Consider the following 18,921-nt stretch of genomic DNA (forward strand, 5'->3'; position numbering starts at 1 on the left):
ATAAGTTAATTAATTTTTTAGAATGATTAGAAAGATTGTTGAGATTTTTGCGCATTTTGTTAGTCTATTCTTTAATTATAGTTTAATTAAATATTGGAGGTTTTTCATAAATAATATTTACAGTTACAGTGTAAAGAGAAGGTTTAAAAAATGTGGTAATAATACTTTTATAGAAGCGCCAATATATATAGAAGGAGCTAGAAATATTACGATTGGTAATGATTTTTATTGTTTTAAAAGGTTACGAATTGAAGCTTATGAGAAGCATCTTCAAAGCAAGTTTAAACCTGTTATTTTAATAGGTAATAACGTTAGTATAAACTATGATTGTCATATAGGCTGTATTAATGAAATTGTTCTTGGAGATAACGTTCTTATAGGAAGTAGAGTGTTTATTACAGATCATTATCATGGAGATACAGATAATTCTAACATATTAGATGTTGCTCCAAACAAAAGGCAGTTAGTGTCAAAAGGTCCTGTTATCATTGAAAGCAATGTTTGGATTGGTGAAGGAGTGTCAATTATGCCTAATGTCACTATTGGAAAAAATTCAATTATTGGTGCCAATGCTGTTGTAACTAAAAGTTTTCCGGCTAATTCTATTATTGGTGGTGTGCCTGCCAAATTGATAAAAAAAGTGTAAAAAAAATGAAAGTAAGTTTAGAAGGATTTAGTGTTGCTATTCCAGCATATAGTAGAGTAAAGGAGTTTGAAGAATTATTGAGATCAATTTATGATATGTCTTTTTTACCAAATGAAATTGTTATTTGTGAAGATGGTTCTAAAGAACGAAAGGAATTGTCAGCAATAGGATCTCAATGGAAATCTAAATTTCAAGAAAAAAACTGTAACCTTATTTTTATTGAAAACGAAATAAATTTAGGTTACGACGCTAACGTTAGAAAATTAATTGAAGTCTCTTCTTTTAAATGGGTTGTTTTAATTGGTAATGATGATTTGTTTTTAAAAGACGGTTTAAGTGTTTTAAAGGAGTTTACTGACAGAAATGAAAATATTTCTATGGTGTCAAGGCCTTTTATAAGGTTTAGTGATGATATTAATAAGCCATTAGGATTCTCTACTATAGATAGTAAAGAAAATATATATAGTAATTCTAACAAGAGTTCTTCAAAAATGATTTTTAGATCTTGTGGATTTGTTGGAGGATTAGTAATAAATAGAAATTGGGCTTTACCATTAGCAACAAAGAAATATGATGGTTCTTTGTACTATCAAATCTATTTAGCATGTAATGCTTTTTGTACAAATGGAATTGGTTATTTGAATAGACCTACTGTTGGTGGTAGAACAGGTAACCCACCTTTATTTGGTTCTGCCAAAAGTGAATCTGAAATTCATGTACCAGGAGCTTACTCAGCAAAAGGAAGAGCAAAAATGTGGAAATCTGTATTAGAAATCTCGCAAGACATAGGTACAAAATATAAAGTAGATATATATAAAGATTTAAAAAAAGAGTTAATGGTTAAACAGTCTTTTCATGTTTTTGAAATGAATGTTGGAGTTGGAGTAAGAGAATTAAAGGAGTTGAAAAGTGAATTAAAGAAAATAGAATTGTTTAATCATATTGTTCCAAAATTTTTATTTACTATAAATTATTTCTTTGGTAGAAATGCTTTAATTTTTTATCGATTAATTAGAAAAATAGCACAATAATAAATTGATAATAAAAACAAAATATTCACTTTTTAGAATTGTTTTAGTATTGGCTATAATATTTAATATAGCCTTACCTAAAGGAGGATTTGATGTTGGAGGTATACCTATTACTTGGGGTTATATTATCCTCTTTTTGATTATTTTTTCAACTTTCTTAAAAAGTTTACTTTTAACTAAAATAGGAACCTATAGGCTTCAAGCCTATTTACTATCATTACCATTTACTATATGTTTTATTTCTTATTTATTTTATGTTGAGAAGTTTTCTCTTGGAGGAGGTTTTTTAATATCCTGTATTATAAGTTTTGTTTTTTTTCCAATCATATTTTTATTGTTTTTTGAAGAATGGGTGAAAAAAATCATTAAAGATTTTGATTTTTTTCACAAAATATTATTACGTACAATATTATTTATATCTGTATTTGGTATTATATTATTTTTTTATAAAATAATTACCGGGCTAGCTTTTGAAATTCCTTATTTAACAGTAAATATTAAAGATTATGGTTTACTCAATTCGAAGCATAATAATAGGGGAGGTGGGATATTTAAATTAATATCAACTTATAGTAACGGAAATATTTTTGGAGTTTGTATGTTATTTCTCCTGCCATTTACAAAAAATCATAAATGGCATAAAACTTTTTTAAAATTAGCGATGATTCTTACATTATCCAGAACAGTATGGGCAGGACTTATTATTTATGAAATTATTTCTTATAGAAAACATTTTGTTAAAATGGCTCTAATAGGTTCAGGTGTTGCCTTTGCTTTAGTATTTGTATTGGTATTTGTTTTAGGAAAAGATATGAGCTATCTTTTAGACCCTACTTTGAATGGTCGGTTAAATGGGAGTTTTTTTCAAAAAATACATTTGTTTTTTTATGATTTAGATTTTAAAGGGATTGCCGAAATGACCTACAAGAGTATTTTAGAGCAAATGGGTATTGTTGGTTTTATATTATTCATTATTCATTTTTTTTCTTCATTAATTGTGAATCAATTTTATAAATTATCTCAATATCAAAATGAATATCAAAAACAATTAAAAGTAGGGATATTAACATATTTAATTGTAGCATTTGTAGATGGAGCTTATGTTTTAATACCAGTTAGTTTATTTTTGTGGTTCTTTAATTCTTTAATTTTAACAAAACAATTAAAAGAAAATGAAGAAGGCTAGTTTGTTTTTACTGCCCTTAGCAGTGTCTTTTCCTATTGAAAAGTTAAGTAATGTTTTTTTAGTATTGTTTTTGCTTACTCAATTGATTCTGTTTTTTTTAAAAAAGATACAATTTACTTTCACTTACAAGATTTTTAAAAATCCATTAGTAATTTTGTTTTTTTTTACTTTTTTCTTATTAAAATTAAGAACCTCTTTAGGTGGATGGGATAGGGATTTATCGTTGCTATTATTACCTATCTTTTTCTCTTTTAGGGAATTTAAACAAGAAGATATTTATTTTATTTTAAAGTGGTTTGTTTATTTCCTTGGTTTAGGATTGATAACATGTCTATTTTATGAAATAATAGCAGAGTTTTATTTTAATAATTATGTAAATGAATGGAAATTAGTAGAACATTATAAAAATAACCATATTTTTTATTTAATACATTCAATTTCAGAAAGAATAGGCTTTCATCATATTTATTTGTCATTATATTTGTTTTTCGGTTTTATTATTAGTCATTGGTTGTTGAATGAAAAAGTTATTGAAAGTAAAAATGAAAGATCTTTTGTAATAATTTTGATGATTTTCTTTTTTCTTTTTTCTTTTTTATCAATATCAAGAATGACTATTATTTCTTTTATTATTTATTTTTTAGGAGTAGTTTTCTATAGCTTAAAAAAAAGAAATAAGATAAATTATGGTTTAATAATATTCTTTATTTTTATAGGAGTATCCACTGTCTTTTTTTCAAACAAATTTACGGAAAGGTTTAAGAATATAAAAAATGACCCTAGAATTAATCTTTTTAATTTGTCTGTTGATTTATCTCAAGAAGCCTTTTTTTTAGGATATGGTGCTAGAAGAGGTGAAGAATTATTAATTGAAAAACAAAGGAAAGAAGGGGGTAATGTATATTACAATAATCCTCATAACCAATATTTAGATTATTTATTAAAAGGAGGAGGTCTTATGCTTTTATTCTTTTTAACACTTCTTTTTTTATTATCTAAGTATTTTATTGTAAATAATTTATATATAGGATATATATTTGTTTTCTTTTTTGCCTTACAATGCTTAACAGAAGCTTTAATGGAACGTTACAGAGGGATTATTTTGTTTTCTTTTTTAATTAGTATATTTCTTAAATTGGTGTCTTTTAAAAGTGAAAAAAAAATAATAAATTAAATTGATGAAAGTAGCTATTATACATTATTGGTTTATTTCAAGAAGAGGAGGAGAAAAAGTTGTCGAATCTCTTTTAAAATTATATCCAGATGCAGACATTTATACCCTTTTTTATGATGAAGAAAAATATGGAAATCATTTAAAGAAACATAATGTATACACCTCAAAGTATAATACTCCTTTTTATAGAAAATATTATCAAAAGATTTTCCCATTATACCCAAAAGCAGTTAAATCTTTAAAACTTAAACAAGATTATGATTTAATAATTTCTTCAGAATCAGGGCCTGCAAAAGGTATTCAGATAGATAATAATGCAAAACATGTGTGTTATATTCATAGTCCAATGAGATATTGTTGGGGGTTTACACAAGATTATTTAAACTCCATGAATATTCTTTTAAGGCCTTTTGCACGATTTTTTTTTAATAAATTAAAAGATTGGGATACTACTACTATTGATAATGTTGATTTGTATGTTGCAAATTCAATGAATGTAGCAAAAAGAGTGGAACAGTATTATAATAGAAAAGCAATTGTAGTTTATCCTCCAATAGAAGCTAAATTATTCGAGGAGCCTTTAGATTTAAAAAAGCATAAAGAGTTTTATTTAAGTTTTGGTGCTATAACACCTTATAAAAGAATAGATTTATTGGTTGATTGTTTTAATAATAATGGAAAAAAATTAATTATTATAGGTAATGGGTCTGAAAAAGAAAAGTTACAAAGGAAAGCCAAATCAAATATTGAGTTTAAAGGTTTTTTAGAGACTAAAGAGTTAGAAGAGTTTATTAAAGGAGCAAAAGCACTTTTGTTTCCTGGGGAAGAAGATTTTGGAATGATTCCCTTAGAGGTTATGTCATTTGGGATACCTGTAATTGCTTATAATAAAGGAGGAGCGCTTGAAACGGTTATTGAAAATAAGGAGGAAATTTCTAAATCTACAGGTGTTTTTTTTAAGGAACAGGAAGTGAGTAGTTTACAGTCTGCAATTGATTTCTTTGATAAAGTTGAAAATAAGTTCAATCCAATTTGGATAAGAAAACACGCTAAAAAATTTGAAGAGAATAAGTTTTTATTTAGTTTTAGCGAAACAATTACTAATCTGTTAAAATAATAAATTTGAAAAAAAGATATTCTTATTTAATAAAACCATTACAAATTATTTTAGATATCATAATAATTAATTTAATTACTTACGTGATTTATGATATAGAATATTTTAATATATATTTTTTATCTTATATTACTAGTTTTTGGTTAGTTACCTCTTATTTATTTGGTTTTTATAAGATTTATAGATACACAAGTGTACTAAGGGTTTTTACACTTTTAGGAAAGCAGTTTTTAATTTTTACTTTAGGATATTTTGCTTATTTCGGTATTTTTAAAGAGGGGAGCGTTGTAAATAATCAATTCTTAATTTTAACTTCAATATTAAGTACTATAACCATCTTTAAGTTTTTGTTTTTTTTCTTATTAAAAAAATACAGATCCCTTGGAAATAATTTTAGAACTACTGTCGTTCTAGGATTTGATGATTCTGCTAAAAAAGTAATTAAAATTTTTCAAAGCAAAGCTAATTTAGGTTATAAATACCTAGGTTTTTTTTCTGATAAAGAATCTAAATACTCTAATTATTTAGGTAAATTAAATGAATGTTTTAAATATATTTCCGAAAATTCGGTAGATGAAATTTACTGTTCATTATCCGTTTTAACTAAAGAACAAATTAAAGAATTAAATAAATTTGTTATCGAAAAAGGGATAGTTTTAAAACTAATTCCAGAGTCAAACGAGCTTTACAGTAAGAATCAAAGTGCAGAGTATTATGATGATACGCTGTTAGTTTTAAATGTAAATAAATTGCCATTTGAATTTGCTGAAAATTTTTATATTAAAAGAATTTTCGATATTTTTTTCTCTTTGTTTGTTTGTTTATTTGTACTCTCTTGGTTATGGCCAATTCTTTGGGTTTTAGTGAAATTAGAATCAAAAGGTCCCTTACTCTTTAAACAAAAAAGAGAAGGTATTAACGGTGAAGAATTTGTTTGTTACAAATTTAGGTCGATGAAAATAAATAAATTATCGGATAAAATACATGCTACAAAAAATGATGCTAGAGTAACAAAAATGGGAGCGTTTTTACGCAAAACAAGTATGGATGAATTGCCTCAGTTTTTTAATGTATTAGTTGGTGACATGAGTGTAGTTGGACCCAGACCACATTTAGAAAGTTTGTCTTTAGAGTATCAAAAAGATGTAGATGATTATTTAAAAAGACATATTGTAAAACCAGGAATTACGGGCTTAGCCCAAGTAAGTGGGTATAGAGGAGAAATAAAAAGAAGAACAGATATTAAAAATAGAGTAAGGTTAGATATTTTTTATATCGAGAATTGGTCATTTTTTCTAGATATCAAAATTATTTTACAGACCATTCTTAATGTTTTTAAAGGGGAAGAAAAGGCGTATTAGATGACCGAAAATGTTACACTTACAGCCACAATTGTTCTTTACAATGAAAATCTATCATTATTAAAAAAAACAATTGACTCTTTTTTAAAAATAAATTTAGATAAGAAACTTTTTTTAATTGATAATTCACCCTCAAATACGTTACAGAAACACTTTATTTCTCCTGAAATTGAATATGTTTTTGTTGGTAAAAACATAGGTTTTGGTAGTGCTCATAATTTAGTTTTAGATAAAGTTAATTCACAATTTCATTTAGTTTTAAATCCAGATATTGAGTTTGACTCTCTAATTATTCCTATTTTAATTAGTAAATTAGAAGAAGAAAAAGAGGTTGCTTTTATAACACCTAAAGTTATTTATTCAAATAAAGAAAAACAATACGTTTGTAGAAAACATCCAACTTTTTTTGATTTGATAAATAGAAAACTAAAGATCTCTAAAAATCAAATTTTAATAAACGAGTATAGAAATAAAGATTTATCAAAACCATTTTATCCAGAATTTATTCATGGTTGCTTTATGCTTTTTAAAACAGCCGATTTTAAAAATTTAAAAGGGTTCGATGAACGTTATTTCTTATATATGGAGGATGCTGATATTTGTAGGAAAATAGATGATTCAGGAAAAAAGAAACTATATTATCCAAACATAGAAATTATTCATCAACATCAAAAAGGTTCATCAAAAAATATTAAATTATTTTTTTATCACCTAGCATCCGCAATTAAATATTTTACAAAATGGGGATTTTAATACAATACGCTTTTGCCATCAATTAAGGTTTCCTTAAAAATGTCTTTCTAATCAAAGGGCAATCCAATTTTTTTAAAATATATTTGCAACAACAACACAACACAACAAACAATGAATGTACTTATTTTAGGTTCTGGAGGTAGAGAACACGCTTTTGCTATTAAATTATTAGAAAGTAAAAAAATTAATCAACTTTTTGTAGCGCCAGGAAATGCAGGGACAGATAAAATAGCAACCAACGTTAATATTAGTGTTACCGATTTTGAAGCTGTTAAGAAAATTACCTTAGAAAACGATATTAAAATGGTCGTTGTTGGTCCAGAAGTACCTTTGGTAGCTGGAGTTCACGATTTCTTTTTAGCGGATGAAGAATTGAAAAACATTCCGGTAATTGGACCTAAAAAAGACGGAGCTTTATTAGAAGGAAGTAAAGATTTCTCTAAGCAATTTATGCAAAAACACGGCGTTCCTACAGCGCGTTACCAATCTTTTACTAAAAAGAACTTAACCGATGGTTTTGCTTTCTTAGAAACCCTAGAACCACCTTACGTGTTAAAAGCAGATGGTTTAGCAGCAGGAAAAGGAGTGTTAATTTTAAACTCTTTAGAAGAAGCAAAAACCGAATTAGAAGAAATGGTTTCTAATCAGAAATTCGGAGATGCATCTACAACCGTGGTTATCGAAGAATTTTTAAAAGGAATAGAATTATCTGTCTTTGTGTTAACAGACGGAAAAAGTTATAAAATTTTACCTTCAGCCAAAGATTATAAAAGAATTGGCGAAGGAGATGCAGGTTTAAATACTGGTGGAATGGGCGCAATTTCTCCTGTACCATTTGCCGATAAAGCATTTTTAGATAAAGTAGAAGAATTGGTTGTAAAACCTACCATTGCTGGTTTACAAAAAGACGGCATCGATTATAGAGGTTTTATTTTTATTGGGTTAATGAATGATAATGGAAACCCTTCTGTGGTTGAGTACAATGTAAGAATGGGAGATCCAGAAACAGAAGTTGTATTACCAAGAATAAATTCTGATTTATTTGACTTATTCGAAGGTGTTGCACATCAAAATTTAAATGAAAAATCTTTTTCTGTAACAAATCAAACAGCAACAACGGTAATGTTGGTCGCTGGCGGATATCCAGAAGCCTACGAGAAAAACAAAGAAATTACAGGTTTCGATACTGTAGAAGAATCTTTCGTTTTTCATGCAGGTACTACCATTAAAGACAATAAAGTGGTTACAAACGGAGGTAGAGTTATGGCCGTAACTTCTTTCGGAGACACTATAGAAGAGGCTTTAGAAAAAAGTTACAGAAGTATAGATAAGATTCATTTCGATAAAATGAACTACAGAAAAGATATTGGTTTCGATTTAGTGTAGATGTTTTATTTGGGCGTTTTAACAGGCTTTCAACTATATCTTTTTTTTCAGAAAAAGAAAAAAAAGGATGCCGTTTCAATCCTTAACGCACATGTTTAAAATCAAAAATTTAGCCCTAAATTTTAATACGTATTAAAAAAATGGTAGCTTTAAATTGAACTAAAAATGAATGCTACCCAAAATAAAATAATTGTAGCTCCTTTAAATTGGGGCTTAGGGCATGCAACGCGTTGTGTGCCAATTATAAATGCGTTGTTAGAAAACAATTTTACACCAATAATTGCATCAGACGGAAATGCTTTCAACTTTTTAAGAAAAGAGTTTCCTAATTTAGAATATATAGAAATCCCAGCTTATAACATTTCTTACCATAGAAATTTAAAGTTGGGATTCATTTTTCAACTTCCTAGAATTATAAGTGTTGTTCGTAAAGAACATCAAATTATAAATAACTTTATTCTTAAAAATAAAGAGGTTGTTGGTCTTATTTCGGATAATAGATTCGGAGTAAGAAGCAACTTAATTCCTTCTGTGTATATTACACATCAAGTAAATGTCTTGTCTGGTAGTACAACTTTCCTTACAGGTTATTTTCATCAAAAAATAATTAAGAAGTTTGATGAATGTTGGATTCCTGATACAACAAATTCTACTTTTTCAGGAAAATTGTCATCAACCCAAAAAAATCTAAATACAAAATTTATAGGTGTTTTAAGCCGATTTAAAAAACAAGAATTACCCAAAAATATAGCGATTTTAGTCATTATTTCTGGACCAGAACCCAATAGAACTCTTTTAGAAAATAAATTGACTTCAGCCTTTAAAAACGATGCTAGAGATGTTGTTTTTGTTTTGGGTAAAGTAGAAGCTGTGCAAAAAAAATGGATTTCAGGTAATATTACTTTTTACAACTATGTACTTTCAGAAGAACTTCAAAATTTAATTAACTCTTGTGAGGTTGTTATTTGTAGGTCTGGTTATTCCTCTATAATGGATTTGGCTGTTTTAGATAAAAAAGTGTTTTTTATTCCTACTAAAAATCAAGATGAACAAGAATATTTAGCAGAATTTTTAGAAGCAAAAAAAATAGCTCCATTTGCTAAAACTGAAGATTTCTCTAAAGAAGAAATCTTAAAAACAGCAAACTATAAAGGTTTAAAAACAAATGAAACAAGATTAGATTCTAGCCTATTTAGCCTTTTCGAGCGTAAAAGAAAACTCTGATCCTTCTCCGTAAGTACTTTTTAACAAAATGGTTTCATCATGCGCTTCTATAATGTGTTTTACAATAGATAAGCCCAAACCAGAACCACCTTGCTCTCTAGATCTACTTTGGTCTACTCTGTAGAAACGTTCAAAAAGGCGAGAAAGATGTTGTGGTTTAATTCCTTCTCCATTATCAATGGTTTTTACAATAAATTTATTTTCGTTGTAGCTTTCTACGGTAACAATGGTGGTGCCATTGGGTTTCCCGTATTTAATAGAGTTAACCACTAAATTTATTAAAACTTGTTCAATTTTTTCTATATCACCTTTTACAAATAGAGGAAACTCATAAATTCTATCAAACTTTAAAATGATGTTTCTTTTTTTTGCTTTCATTTCAAACAAATCAAAAACATTTTGCACCAATTCTAAAATGTTAAAAACAACCTTTTTAGGTTTCATTCCATCATTTTCTAATTTGGCAATCATATCTAAATCTTTAATAACAGCAACCAGTCTTTCTACTCCTTTATTGGCTCTTTCTAGGTATTTTGTTCTAATTTCTTTGTCGTTTACAGCACCTTCAATTAAGGTTAAAATATAACCTTGTACGGTAAATAAAGGTGTTTTAAGTTCGTGTGCAACGTTGCCTAAAAAGTCTCTTCTAAAAGAATCTCTTTCGGTTAAACTTTTTATTTCTAGCCTTTTACCCTCTACAAAACGTTGCATTCTTTTAGATAGTTTTTCAATATCTGTAGTAACAGAATCTCTACGTAAGTCATTTACATTTAAGATAGAAACATCCTCATATATTTTTTTAAGACGTCTATAAATAAAATGTTCCGTTCTATATTGAATGATAAAAAAAGAGATGATAAAAAGCGTAAGAATAGCTATAACAATGGTACATATCCCTAATTCTTTTGTAAATAGAAAATAAGAAACAAGCGCAATTGTTGAAGACAGTAAGGTTAAATATACTGCAGACCAAAGCGCATAAGAGTATGTTTTTTTAAATTTCATGAAGGCAATTTTAATGTTCTGCTCCTTCTAAAACAAACTTATAACCGACTCCTTTTACGGTTTTAAAGTGATCGTCACCAATTTTTTCTCTCAGTTTTCTAATGTGTACATCAATAGTTCTACCACCAACAACAACTTCATTTCCCCAAACGGTATCTAAAATAACTTCTCTCTTAAAAACTTTACCTGGTTTAGAAGTTAATAAAGAGAATAATTCAAATTCTTTCCTTGGTAAAGAAATTCTTTTACCTGCTTTGTAAACTACATATTCATCTCTGTCAATAACAATATCTCCTATTTTAAAGGTTTCTTCGCTATCTTTTTCAGTTTTTAGTCTACGTAAAAGAGATTTTACCTTGCTTACTAAAACTTTTGGTTTTATCGGTTTTGTAATATAATCATCAGCACCTGCCTCAAAACCAGCTACTTGAGAGTAGTCTTCGCCTCTTGCGGTTAAGAAAGAAATAATAACATTCTCTAGCGTTTTAATTTTTCTAATTTTCTCACAAGCTTCTATTCCATCCATTTCTGGCATCATAATATCTAATAAAATTAGATGTGGAATATTTTTTTTAGCAGATTTTATGGCCTCTTGTCCATTTGTAGCTGTAAAGATTTGATATCCTTCATTTTTTAAGTTGTAACCAACAATTTCTAGAATATCTGGCTCATCATCTACCAGTAAAATTTTAAAATCACTTTTGTTCATATAACTAGTTAATGTACTATTCAATATCAAAAATAGTAATAATTATATTAGCAATACGATTCCTTAACAATCATTTAATGTCATTACTGTCAGTTAACGTTAATGTAACATAAGAATAATTAATTATTTAAAATTTAGTGTTTTACTATATTCTTTAAGTTAACGATAATTTAATCTGTTTTAAATACTATTTTATTTAATTATTTATATTTTTACATACATTATTTTTAAAATAACTACCACATGAAAAAAAATTACATTTTTACATTTATGCTTACACTTTGTTTAATAGGAGTTTCTTTTGGACAAGAAATGTTGTTAAACGGAGATTTTGAAACCTGGGATGATGACGCTACACCAACAAGTTGGACGAAAGCAGAGGCTGTAACAAAATCTACAGAGGCACATTCTGGCTCTTTTTCTGCTTTTAGAAATGGAGGTTCTGGCACAAAAGATTTATCTCAAACAATTACAGGTATTGTTCCTGGTGAGAGCTACACAATTAGTTTTTGGTATAAAGTTACTGACGGAGATGATAAAGATGCTAGAATTTGGTGTACTTGGAAAAACGGAAGTGCAACTATTTATCATGTAGGAGATGGAAATGATCGCTCAAGTGATCCTTTAAGAGGTCCACAAGATGGATATTTAGATAATAATGGTGGTGTTTGGACTAAATACGAAGTTACTGTTACTGCTCCTGCAGCTGTAGATGCTTTTTATTTTGAGGTAAGGTCTTATTCTAACTCATTAACTTATTTTGATGATTTATCATTTGTAAAAAATGCAACGGCTTCTTTAAAAAAGAATTCAATAGAAGGTTTTGCAACGTATCCAAACCCAATTACAGCTAAAAAAATCACAATATCTAGTAATAGTTCAGATGTTAAAGAAGTATCTATTTTTAATGTTATTGGTAAAAGAGTGTTTTCTACTTCTTTTTCTGGTTTAAAGAAAAATTTAGATGTTTCTGCAATTAATTCTGGAATCTATATTTTAACAGTTACAGAAACTGGTAAAACGGCTACTAAAAAATTAGTGATTAGATAATTTCTAAACACGTTTTTAATTTATAAAGCTCCGAATTTAATTCGGAGCTTTTTTATTTTCCTTATCTTTAAAAGAAAAAGAAAATAGATTGCTATGAATTTACCTGTAAAATTAAACGATGTCCTTTTTTTAGATATTGAAACCGTACCACAAGAAGAAAGTTGGGATAGGTTATCTAAGGAAACACAAGAATTGTATACTAAGAAAACACAGTACCAACGTAAGGATGAATATAGCGCATCAGAATTTTACGGACGAGCAGGTATTTGGGCAGAGTTTGGTAAAATAATATGTATTTCTGTTGGTTATTTTGTGGATGTAAAAAATAAGAAACAACTCCGTTTAACTTCTTTCTTTGGTGATGACGAACATCAACTTTTAAGTGATTTTAAAGTGTTATTAGATAAACACTTTGCTAAGAAGAGTAATGTTTTGTGTGGGCATAATGGTAAAGAATTCGATTTTCCTTTTATTGCAAGAAGAATGATTGTACATCAAATAGAATTACCTAAAAAGCTAAATTTATTTGGTAAAAAACCGTGGGAAGTTCCACATTTAGATACACTAGAGTTATGGAAATTTGGAGACTATAAACATTATACTTCTTTAAAGCTTTTAACGTCTATTTTAGGAATTCCGTCTCCAAAAGATGATATTGATGGCAGTGAGGTAGCTGATGTTTATTATAAAGAAAAAAATATACAAAGAATAGTAGACTATTGTGAAAAGGATACTATTGCTGTTGCACAAATTTTGTTGCGTTTTAATAATCAAGAATTGATCAAAACGGAAGATATTGTGAGTGTTTAACTGTTTTACGGAGATTTACAGAGAAACTCAGAAGCACACAAAGAAAATAATAAGTTCTTTCCTGTAAGGTTTTCAAAAACCTTACAGGTATTTTATTTATAAGGAGTTATTTGATATAACACCTACAAGATCAAAAAAAGACCTTGCAGGTGAATATTGTTTGTTTATTTTACGCTAATATTTTTTGAAGTTTTCTCTGTCAATCTCTTAAAAATCTGCGAACTTTGCGAAAAAAAATTGCATTTTTGCGGTAAATTACTAATCTTCTAATTTCATAGAAAGCTCTAACCAGCGCTCTTCTTTTTGTTCTAGATTAGCAATTGTTTCTTGTAATTCTTCAGATTTTTTAGCAATATCATCAGGTGCAATTTCTACATTTAAAAATTCTGCCTCTATAGTTGCTTTTCTTCTTTGAAGTCTTTCAATATCTCCTTCTAAAGCACCAAACTCTCTTTTTTCATCAAAAGTTAAGGTGTTTTTATTTGATTTTTTTACCTCTTTTTTCTCTTCCTTTTTTCCTATAGGTTTTGCAACAACTTCTGTTAAAGCAGAACCATCATCGTAAGCTCTAAAATCTGAATAATTTCCTGGAAAATTCTCTACAACACCTTCGCCTCTAAAAACAAATAATGCGTCTACAATTTTATCCATAAAATACCTATCGTGAGAAACAACCAATAAGTTTCCCGGAAAATCTAATAAGAAACTTTCTAATACATTTAATGTTACAACATCTAAATCGTTTGTTGGCTCATCTAAAATTAAAAAGTTAGGATTCTGAATTAAAACAGCACATAAATACAAACGTTTTTGTTCTCCTCCAGATAATCTTTCTACAAAATCATACTGTTTCTTTTTATCGAATAAAAAACGCTCTAATAACTGAGATGCAGAAATTTTTCTTCCTTTAGTTAAAGGGATAAATTCTCCAAATTCTTTAACAACATCAATTACTTTCTGTCCTTCTTTTATATCAATTCCGGCTTGTGTGTAGTAACCGTATTTTACCGTTTCTCCTAAAATAACTTTACCAGAATCTAACTCTGCTGTTTCTGTAATAATATTTAAGAAAGAAGATTTACCTGTTCCGTTTTTACCAATAATACCAATACGTTCTCCTCGTTTAAAAACGTAATCGAAATTGTCTAATATTTTTTTCTCACCAAAAGATTTAGATACTTTATGAAGTTCAAGAATTTTACTTCCTAAACGTTCCATATTTATTTCTAATTGAACCTGATGATCTTGTCTACGTTGATGTGCTTTTTCTTTAATTTGATAAAAATCATCTGTTCTAGATTTAGACTTGGTAGTTCTTGCCTTTGGCTGCTTACGCATCCATTCTAATTCTTTTTTAAACAGACTTTTAGCTTTCCCCAAATTGGTTGCTTCTAAAGCTAAACGTTCTTCTTTATTTTGTAAATAGTAAGAGTAATTCCCTTTGTATTTATATATTTTACCTTCATCTAACTCTAAGATTTCGTTACAAACACGTTCTAAGAAATAACGATCATGGGTAACCATAAATAAGGTAATCTTTTCTTTTGCAAAGAAAGCCTCTAACCATTCTATCATTTCTAAATCTAAATGATTTGTAGGTTCATCTAAAATTAATAAATCTGGTTTGTTAATTAAAACAATGGCTAAAGACAGCCGTTTTCTTTGTCCACCAGAAAGTGCACCAACTTTTAAAGTTAGGTCGTCTAGTTTTAATTTTGATAAAATTTGTCTGTATTGCGTTTCAAAATCCCATGCATTGTATTGTTCCATTTGCTCAAAAGCTGTTTGGTACGCATCGGTATCATCTAAATTTAATAAAGCTTTTTCATATTGATTAACAATAGAAAGAATTTTATTATCGGTTGCAAAAATGGTTTCTTCTATCGTTAAATCAGGATTAATGTCATCCTTTTGGGCTAAGTAAGCAATAGAAATACCTTTTCTGCTTACTACTTGTCCGGAGTCTGGTACATCTAAACCAGCTATAATGTTTAAGATAGATGTTTTACCACTACCATTTTTAGCTACAAAGGCAACTTTTTGGTCTTTACTAATTCCAAAAGAGATGTCTTCAAATAATACGCGTTCTCCATAAGATTTAGAGATATTTTCAACAGATAAATAATTCACAGAGATAAATTTGTTTTTTGCAAAGAAACAAAAAACCCAAGCGTTAACTTGGGTTTTTGATATCATTTAATTTTTTTGGGGGAATTTTTGGGGGAAATAAATTAAATGTTTACTAATATGAAGTAAATATATGGTAAAAAATAGTACTTGTCAATCACTGAAAACAGTGAAATTTTCTTCTCCCTGAAATTGGTGAGAAGACTCCCTGAAAATGGTGATACAAAGAAAAAAACCCTCAAGATATACTTAAGGGTTTTAGTAGTGTTGGTTAGTTGATTTTTACTGTTTAGTTAATTTTGTTGGTAAACGTTTTTTCTTTATCTCTTACTGTTGTTAAATAAATCTCTTTTTTCAAAGTATTTATATCTACAGTGTTATTTTTAAAGATATTACTTAAGCCAATAAACTCTTAAACAATAATGATGTAAATATATAATGAAAAAAGGTGCTTGTCAATCACTGAAAACAGTGAAATCTTCTTCTCCCTGAAAATGGTGAGAAGACTCCCTGAAAATGGTGATACAAAAAAAACCCTTAAGTTTTACTTAAGGGTCTTAGTAGTTAGGTTAGTTGATTTTTACTGTTTAGTTAATTTTTTTGGTAAAAGTTGTCTTTATTTGTTACTGTAGTCAAATAAAATTCTTTTTTCAAAGTATTTAGATCTACAGTATTATTTTTAAAGGTATCTAACGTTATTACTTAATCCAATAAATTCTAATACAATAATGATGTAAATATATAATGAAAAAAGGTGCTTGTCAATCACTGAAAACAGTGAAATTTTTATCTCCCTGAAAACAGTGAGGATACTCCCTAAAAATGGTGATACAAATCAAAAAATCACTAACTATAGCTGAAATCTTAATTTTTTTGGTTGTAGATAATTAATTGTTTAATTATTTTTTGAATAAAAAGTTCTTCTTTATCTTTTGGTTTTATTAAATAGTTCCCTTTATTTTAAACACTAATGTTTATAGAATTAATAAATTAGTGATGTTATTATATCTAGATTAGGATTCGTGTTTTTCTATTTAAACCTTAATTTTAGGTTTTAATATTCGGTATCTTTTTTAAGAGCAGGTAATTTTAGGTTTCTCTAAGAGTGTGGGCTTTTTGTAAAGATTTATTAGAGGGGATAATAAGTTTTTACTTTTTTAGTAACTTCTTGTTAAAATTTATATTAACGAGAAACAGGTTATTTATACGGGCATATAATTTTTAAATATTATAGAAACTAAAATTAGAAATGGTTAATAAAATGGTGTGTCTTTGTTAAATTCAAATTTCTTGAATTTCTTAATTAGTGCTATATTGCGTCCATATTTATTGATAAAAGAAAAACATGAAAATAATAGTACCAATGGCCGGAATGGGGTCTCGTTTAAGACCACATACATTAACAATTCCAAAACCTTTAACTGTAATTGCAGGAAAACCAATTGTACAACGTTTGGTAGAAGATATTGCTTCTGTAATAGACGAAGAAATTGAAGAAATTGCATTTGTTATAGGAACAACAGCCAAAGGATTTCCTACCGATACAGAAGCTCAATTATTAAAGATTGCGGCAGAATTAGGTGCTAAAGGATCTGTTTATGTGCAAGAAGAAGCTTTAGGAACAGCACATGCAATTTATATGGCCAAAGAATCTTTAAGCGGGCCTTGTGTTGTTGCGTATGCAGATACTTTATTTAAAGCAGATTTTAAATTAGATGCGAATGCAGATGGCGCAATTTGGGTAAGTAAAGTAGAAAACCCTAGTGCCTTTGGCGTTGTAAAATTACAAGATGGTTTTATCACCGATTTTATAGAGAAACCAAAAGATTTTGTTTCTGATTTAGCAATTATCGGAATTTATTATTTTAAAAGTGGAGATAAATTATTAGAAGAAATTCAATATTTAATCGATAATGATTTAAAGGAGAATAATGAATATCAATTAACCAATGTTTTAGAGTCTTTAAAACAACAGGGAGCTAAATTTATTCCAGGAACGGTAAATGCTTGGATGGATTGTGGTAAAAAAGACCCAACAGTAGATACTAATAAACAAGTTTTAGGTTTTGAGCATGAAGCTGGAAATGACTTAGTAGCTAAAGATGTTGTTTTAGAAAATTCAGAAATTATTCAGCCTTGTTTTATTGGTGAAAATGTGGTGCTTAAAAACACAAAAATAGGGCCTTATGTTTCTATTGGAGCAAATAGTGTGGTAGAAAATTCTACAATTGTAAATTCTCTTATACAATCTAATGTTGCTATTTCTAACGCAAATTTAAACAATGCAATGATTGGTAATCACGCAAAATATAACGGTAAATATACTTCTGTAAGTATTGGAGATTATACCGAATTAACATAAATGATTATAAGATTAGAGCATAAAGCACAGAGAAAAAAGAGAGCTACTTATGTAAAGTATGCTCTGTTCTCTCTTTTTTTTATGCTCTGTTCTTTCAAATTTTACGCACAAGATAGCATACCAATTACTAAAGATTTAACAGAAGAAAAAGAGTTGAATTTTCAGCAATTTTTTTTTAAGGCTTTGTCAGAAAAGTCAATTGGTAATTATCAAAAAGCAATTGAAAATTTAGAAAGCTGTAACCAGATTTCAAACGAGAATAAGGCTGTTTATTTTGAGTTTTCTAAAAATTACTTACTCCTTAATAAAACTTTATTAGCAAAAGAGTATATTAAAAGAGCGCTAGAGGAGGAGCCAAATAATAATTGGATGCTCAAACATTTGGTTCAAGTTTATGTAAAGGATAGAAATTATTCTGAAGCCATATCTGTTCAACAAAAATTAGTTGAAGGCAATCTAAAAGAACGATCGTATTTGTTGCAATTATATTTGCAACAAAAAGAGTATAAAAAAGCTATTTTATTGATGGATGAAATGGAGCATGATAATATGTTGTCTTCATCCTATAAAAAAATAAAAAGTAACCTAGAAAATAAAGAAAGTAAAACGATTGTTGATAAAAAAACAGCATCAGAAGTTTCTTTAGAAGAACAATTTAAAGAACACAAATCGTATGTTGTCTTAAAGCAAATTTTAATAGCATCTAAAGAGAATTCAGAAGTGCTTTTAAAGTATTCAAGTGAAGGTATTTCACTTTTTCCTGCTCAACCTTTTGTATATTTAATGAAAGGAAAGGCCTTAAATTATCAGAAAAAGTTTAAAATAGCGTTATTGAGTTTACAGAACGGTATCGATTTTGTGATAGAAGATACAATGGAATCTGATTTTTACAAAGAAATGGCTATTTCCTATAAAGGTTTGGGTAATTTTAATGAGGAAAAAAAGTTTATAGAAAAATCAAAAAAAATAAAAGAGTAAGA

At 28.1% G+C, this 18,921-nt stretch carries 16 protein-coding genes; 13 read left to right on the top strand and 3 right to left on the bottom strand.

Annotation, left to right across the window (positions count from 1 at the left end; all coding sequences use genetic code 11):
• The first annotated feature begins 22 nt into the window (after nt 1-22).
• The 9 genes from GQR92_RS13440 to GQR92_RS13480 all read left to right on the top strand — a co-directional run bounded on the left by GQR92_RS13440 (nt 23) and on the right by GQR92_RS13480 (nt 9,878).
• A complete protein-coding gene (locus GQR92_RS13440) occupies nt 23-646 on the top strand; it encodes an acyltransferase (RefSeq protein WP_158840376.1) in 624 nt (207 codons plus the stop codon).
• Between the two features lie 5 nt (nt 647-651).
• On the top strand, nt 652-1,677 hold the full coding sequence (locus GQR92_RS13445) for a glycosyltransferase family A protein (protein WP_158840378.1): 1,026 nt from the start codon (nt 652-654) through the stop codon (nt 1,675-1,677).
• Between the two features lie 49 nt (nt 1,678-1,726).
• The gene (locus GQR92_RS13450; RefSeq protein WP_158840380.1) at nt 1,727-2,863 is read left to right on the top strand and encodes a hypothetical protein; all 1,137 of its coding nucleotides are present in this window, start codon (nt 1,727-1,729) and stop codon (nt 2,861-2,863) included.
• A gap of 154 nt (nt 2,864-3,017) precedes the next feature.
• Nucleotides 3,018-4,037 (top strand): O-antigen ligase family protein, encoded by a 1,020-nt coding sequence (locus GQR92_RS13455; protein WP_158840382.1) that lies wholly within the window; start codon nt 3,018-3,020, stop codon nt 4,035-4,037.
• 4 nt (nt 4,038-4,041) lie between these two features.
• Entirely contained in the window at nt 4,042-5,154 is a 1,113-nt protein-coding gene (locus tag GQR92_RS13460; protein ID WP_158840384.1) for a glycosyltransferase, read from the top strand.
• Nucleotides 5,155-5,159: 5 nt separating this feature from the next.
• Entirely contained in the window at nt 5,160-6,515 is a 1,356-nt protein-coding gene (locus GQR92_RS13465; RefSeq protein WP_158840386.1) for an exopolysaccharide biosynthesis polyprenyl glycosylphosphotransferase, read from the top strand.
• The gene (locus GQR92_RS13470) at nt 6,516-7,268 is read left to right on the top strand and encodes a glycosyltransferase family 2 protein (protein WP_158840388.1); all 753 of its coding nucleotides are present in this window, start codon (nt 6,516-6,518) and stop codon (nt 7,266-7,268) included. It begins immediately after the preceding gene.
• A 111-nt stretch (nt 7,269-7,379) separates the two neighbouring features.
• Nucleotides 7,380-8,654 carry a phosphoribosylamine--glycine ligase gene (gene purD, locus GQR92_RS13475; RefSeq protein ID WP_158840390.1) on the top strand — a complete coding sequence of 425 codons (1,275 nt, stop codon included), beginning with the start codon at nt 7,380-7,382 and terminating at the stop codon, nt 8,652-8,654.
• Between the two features lie 165 nt (nt 8,655-8,819).
• Entirely contained in the window at nt 8,820-9,878 is a 1,059-nt protein-coding gene (locus GQR92_RS13480) for a glycosyltransferase family protein (RefSeq protein WP_158840392.1), read from the top strand.
• On the opposite strand, the gene GQR92_RS13485 is transcribed toward GQR92_RS13480, so the two are convergent.
• Nucleotides 9,843-10,883, bottom strand: coding sequence for a sensor histidine kinase (locus tag GQR92_RS13485; protein WP_158840394.1), 1,041 nt, complete (start codon nt 10,881-10,883; stop codon nt 9,843-9,845). The two genes, GQR92_RS13480 and GQR92_RS13485, sit on opposite strands and share 36 nt — an antisense overlap.
• A 10-nt stretch (nt 10,884-10,893) precedes the next feature.
• Nucleotides 10,894-11,592 (bottom strand): response regulator transcription factor, encoded by a 699-nt coding sequence (locus GQR92_RS13490; RefSeq protein WP_158840396.1) that lies wholly within the window; start codon nt 11,590-11,592, stop codon nt 10,894-10,896.
• A gap of 243 nt (nt 11,593-11,835) precedes the next feature.
• On the opposite strand from GQR92_RS13490, the gene GQR92_RS13495 reads away from it, so the two are divergent.
• Together GQR92_RS13495 and GQR92_RS13500 are read left to right on the top strand one after the other, a co-directional pair.
• The gene (locus tag GQR92_RS13495) at nt 11,836-12,642 is read left to right on the top strand and encodes a T9SS type A sorting domain-containing protein (RefSeq protein WP_158840398.1); all 807 of its coding nucleotides are present in this window, start codon (nt 11,836-11,838) and stop codon (nt 12,640-12,642) included.
• 93 nt (nt 12,643-12,735) lie between these two features.
• Entirely contained in the window at nt 12,736-13,452 is a 717-nt protein-coding gene (locus tag GQR92_RS13500; protein WP_158840400.1) for a 3'-5' exonuclease, read from the top strand.
• Between the two features lie 258 nt (nt 13,453-13,710).
• On the opposite strand, the gene GQR92_RS13505 is transcribed toward GQR92_RS13500, so the two are convergent.
• Entirely contained in the window at nt 13,711-15,582 is a 1,872-nt protein-coding gene (locus tag GQR92_RS13505; RefSeq protein WP_158842165.1) for an ABC-F family ATP-binding cassette domain-containing protein, read from the bottom strand.
• Between the two features lie 1,342 nt (nt 15,583-16,924).
• Here GQR92_RS13505 and GQR92_RS13510 point away from each other — a divergent pair.
• Together GQR92_RS13510 and GQR92_RS13515 are read left to right on the top strand one after the other, a co-directional pair.
• Complete coding sequence (locus tag GQR92_RS13510; protein WP_158840402.1) at nt 16,925-17,941, top strand: sugar phosphate nucleotidyltransferase; 1,017 nt, start codon at nt 16,925-16,927, stop codon at nt 17,939-17,941.
• Nucleotides 17,942-18,919 (top strand): tetratricopeptide repeat protein, encoded by a 978-nt coding sequence (locus GQR92_RS13515; protein ID WP_233269867.1) that lies wholly within the window; start codon nt 17,942-17,944, stop codon nt 18,917-18,919. It begins immediately after the preceding gene.
• Nucleotides 18,920-18,921 lie beyond the last annotated feature (2 nt).

The organism is Polaribacter sp. L3A8 (assembly GCF_009796785.1).
In the GTDB taxonomy this organism is placed as follows: domain Bacteria; phylum Bacteroidota; class Bacteroidia; order Flavobacteriales; family Flavobacteriaceae; genus Polaribacter.

What these genes read in the sequence shown, in the direction of transcription:
- GQR92_RS13440 (WP_158840376.1), top strand. Translation starts at nt 23, where the DNA reads ATGATTAGAAAGATTGTTGAGATTTTTGCGCATTTTGTTAGTCTATTC.
- GQR92_RS13445 (WP_158840378.1), top strand. Translation starts at nt 652, where the DNA reads ATGAAAGTAAGTTTAGAAGGATTTAGTGTTGCTATTCCAGCATATAGT.
- GQR92_RS13460 (WP_158840384.1), top strand. Translation starts at nt 4,042, where the DNA reads ATGAAAGTAGCTATTATACATTATTGGTTTATTTCAAGAAGAGGAGGA.
- GQR92_RS13470 (WP_158840388.1), top strand. Translation starts at nt 6,516, where the DNA reads ATGACCGAAAATGTTACACTTACAGCCACAATTGTTCTTTACAATGAA.
- purD (WP_158840390.1), top strand. Translation starts at nt 7,380, where the DNA reads ATGAATGTACTTATTTTAGGTTCTGGAGGTAGAGAACACGCTTTTGCT.
- GQR92_RS13480 (WP_158840392.1), top strand. Translation starts at nt 8,820, where the DNA reads ATGAATGCTACCCAAAATAAAATAATTGTAGCTCCTTTAAATTGGGGC.
- GQR92_RS13485 (WP_158840394.1), bottom strand. Translation starts at nt 10,883, where the DNA reads ATGAAATTTAAAAAAACATACTCTTATGCGCTTTGGTCTGCAGTATAT.
- GQR92_RS13490 (WP_158840396.1), bottom strand. Translation starts at nt 11,592, where the DNA reads ATGAACAAAAGTGATTTTAAAATTTTACTGGTAGATGATGAGCCAGAT.
- GQR92_RS13495 (WP_158840398.1), top strand. Translation starts at nt 11,836, where the DNA reads ATGAAAAAAAATTACATTTTTACATTTATGCTTACACTTTGTTTAATA.
- GQR92_RS13500 (WP_158840400.1), top strand. Translation starts at nt 12,736, where the DNA reads ATGAATTTACCTGTAAAATTAAACGATGTCCTTTTTTTAGATATTGAA.
- GQR92_RS13510 (WP_158840402.1), top strand. Translation starts at nt 16,925, where the DNA reads ATGAAAATAATAGTACCAATGGCCGGAATGGGGTCTCGTTTAAGACCA.
- GQR92_RS13515 (WP_233269867.1), top strand. Translation starts at nt 17,942, where the DNA reads ATGATTATAAGATTAGAGCATAAAGCACAGAGAAAAAAGAGAGCTACT.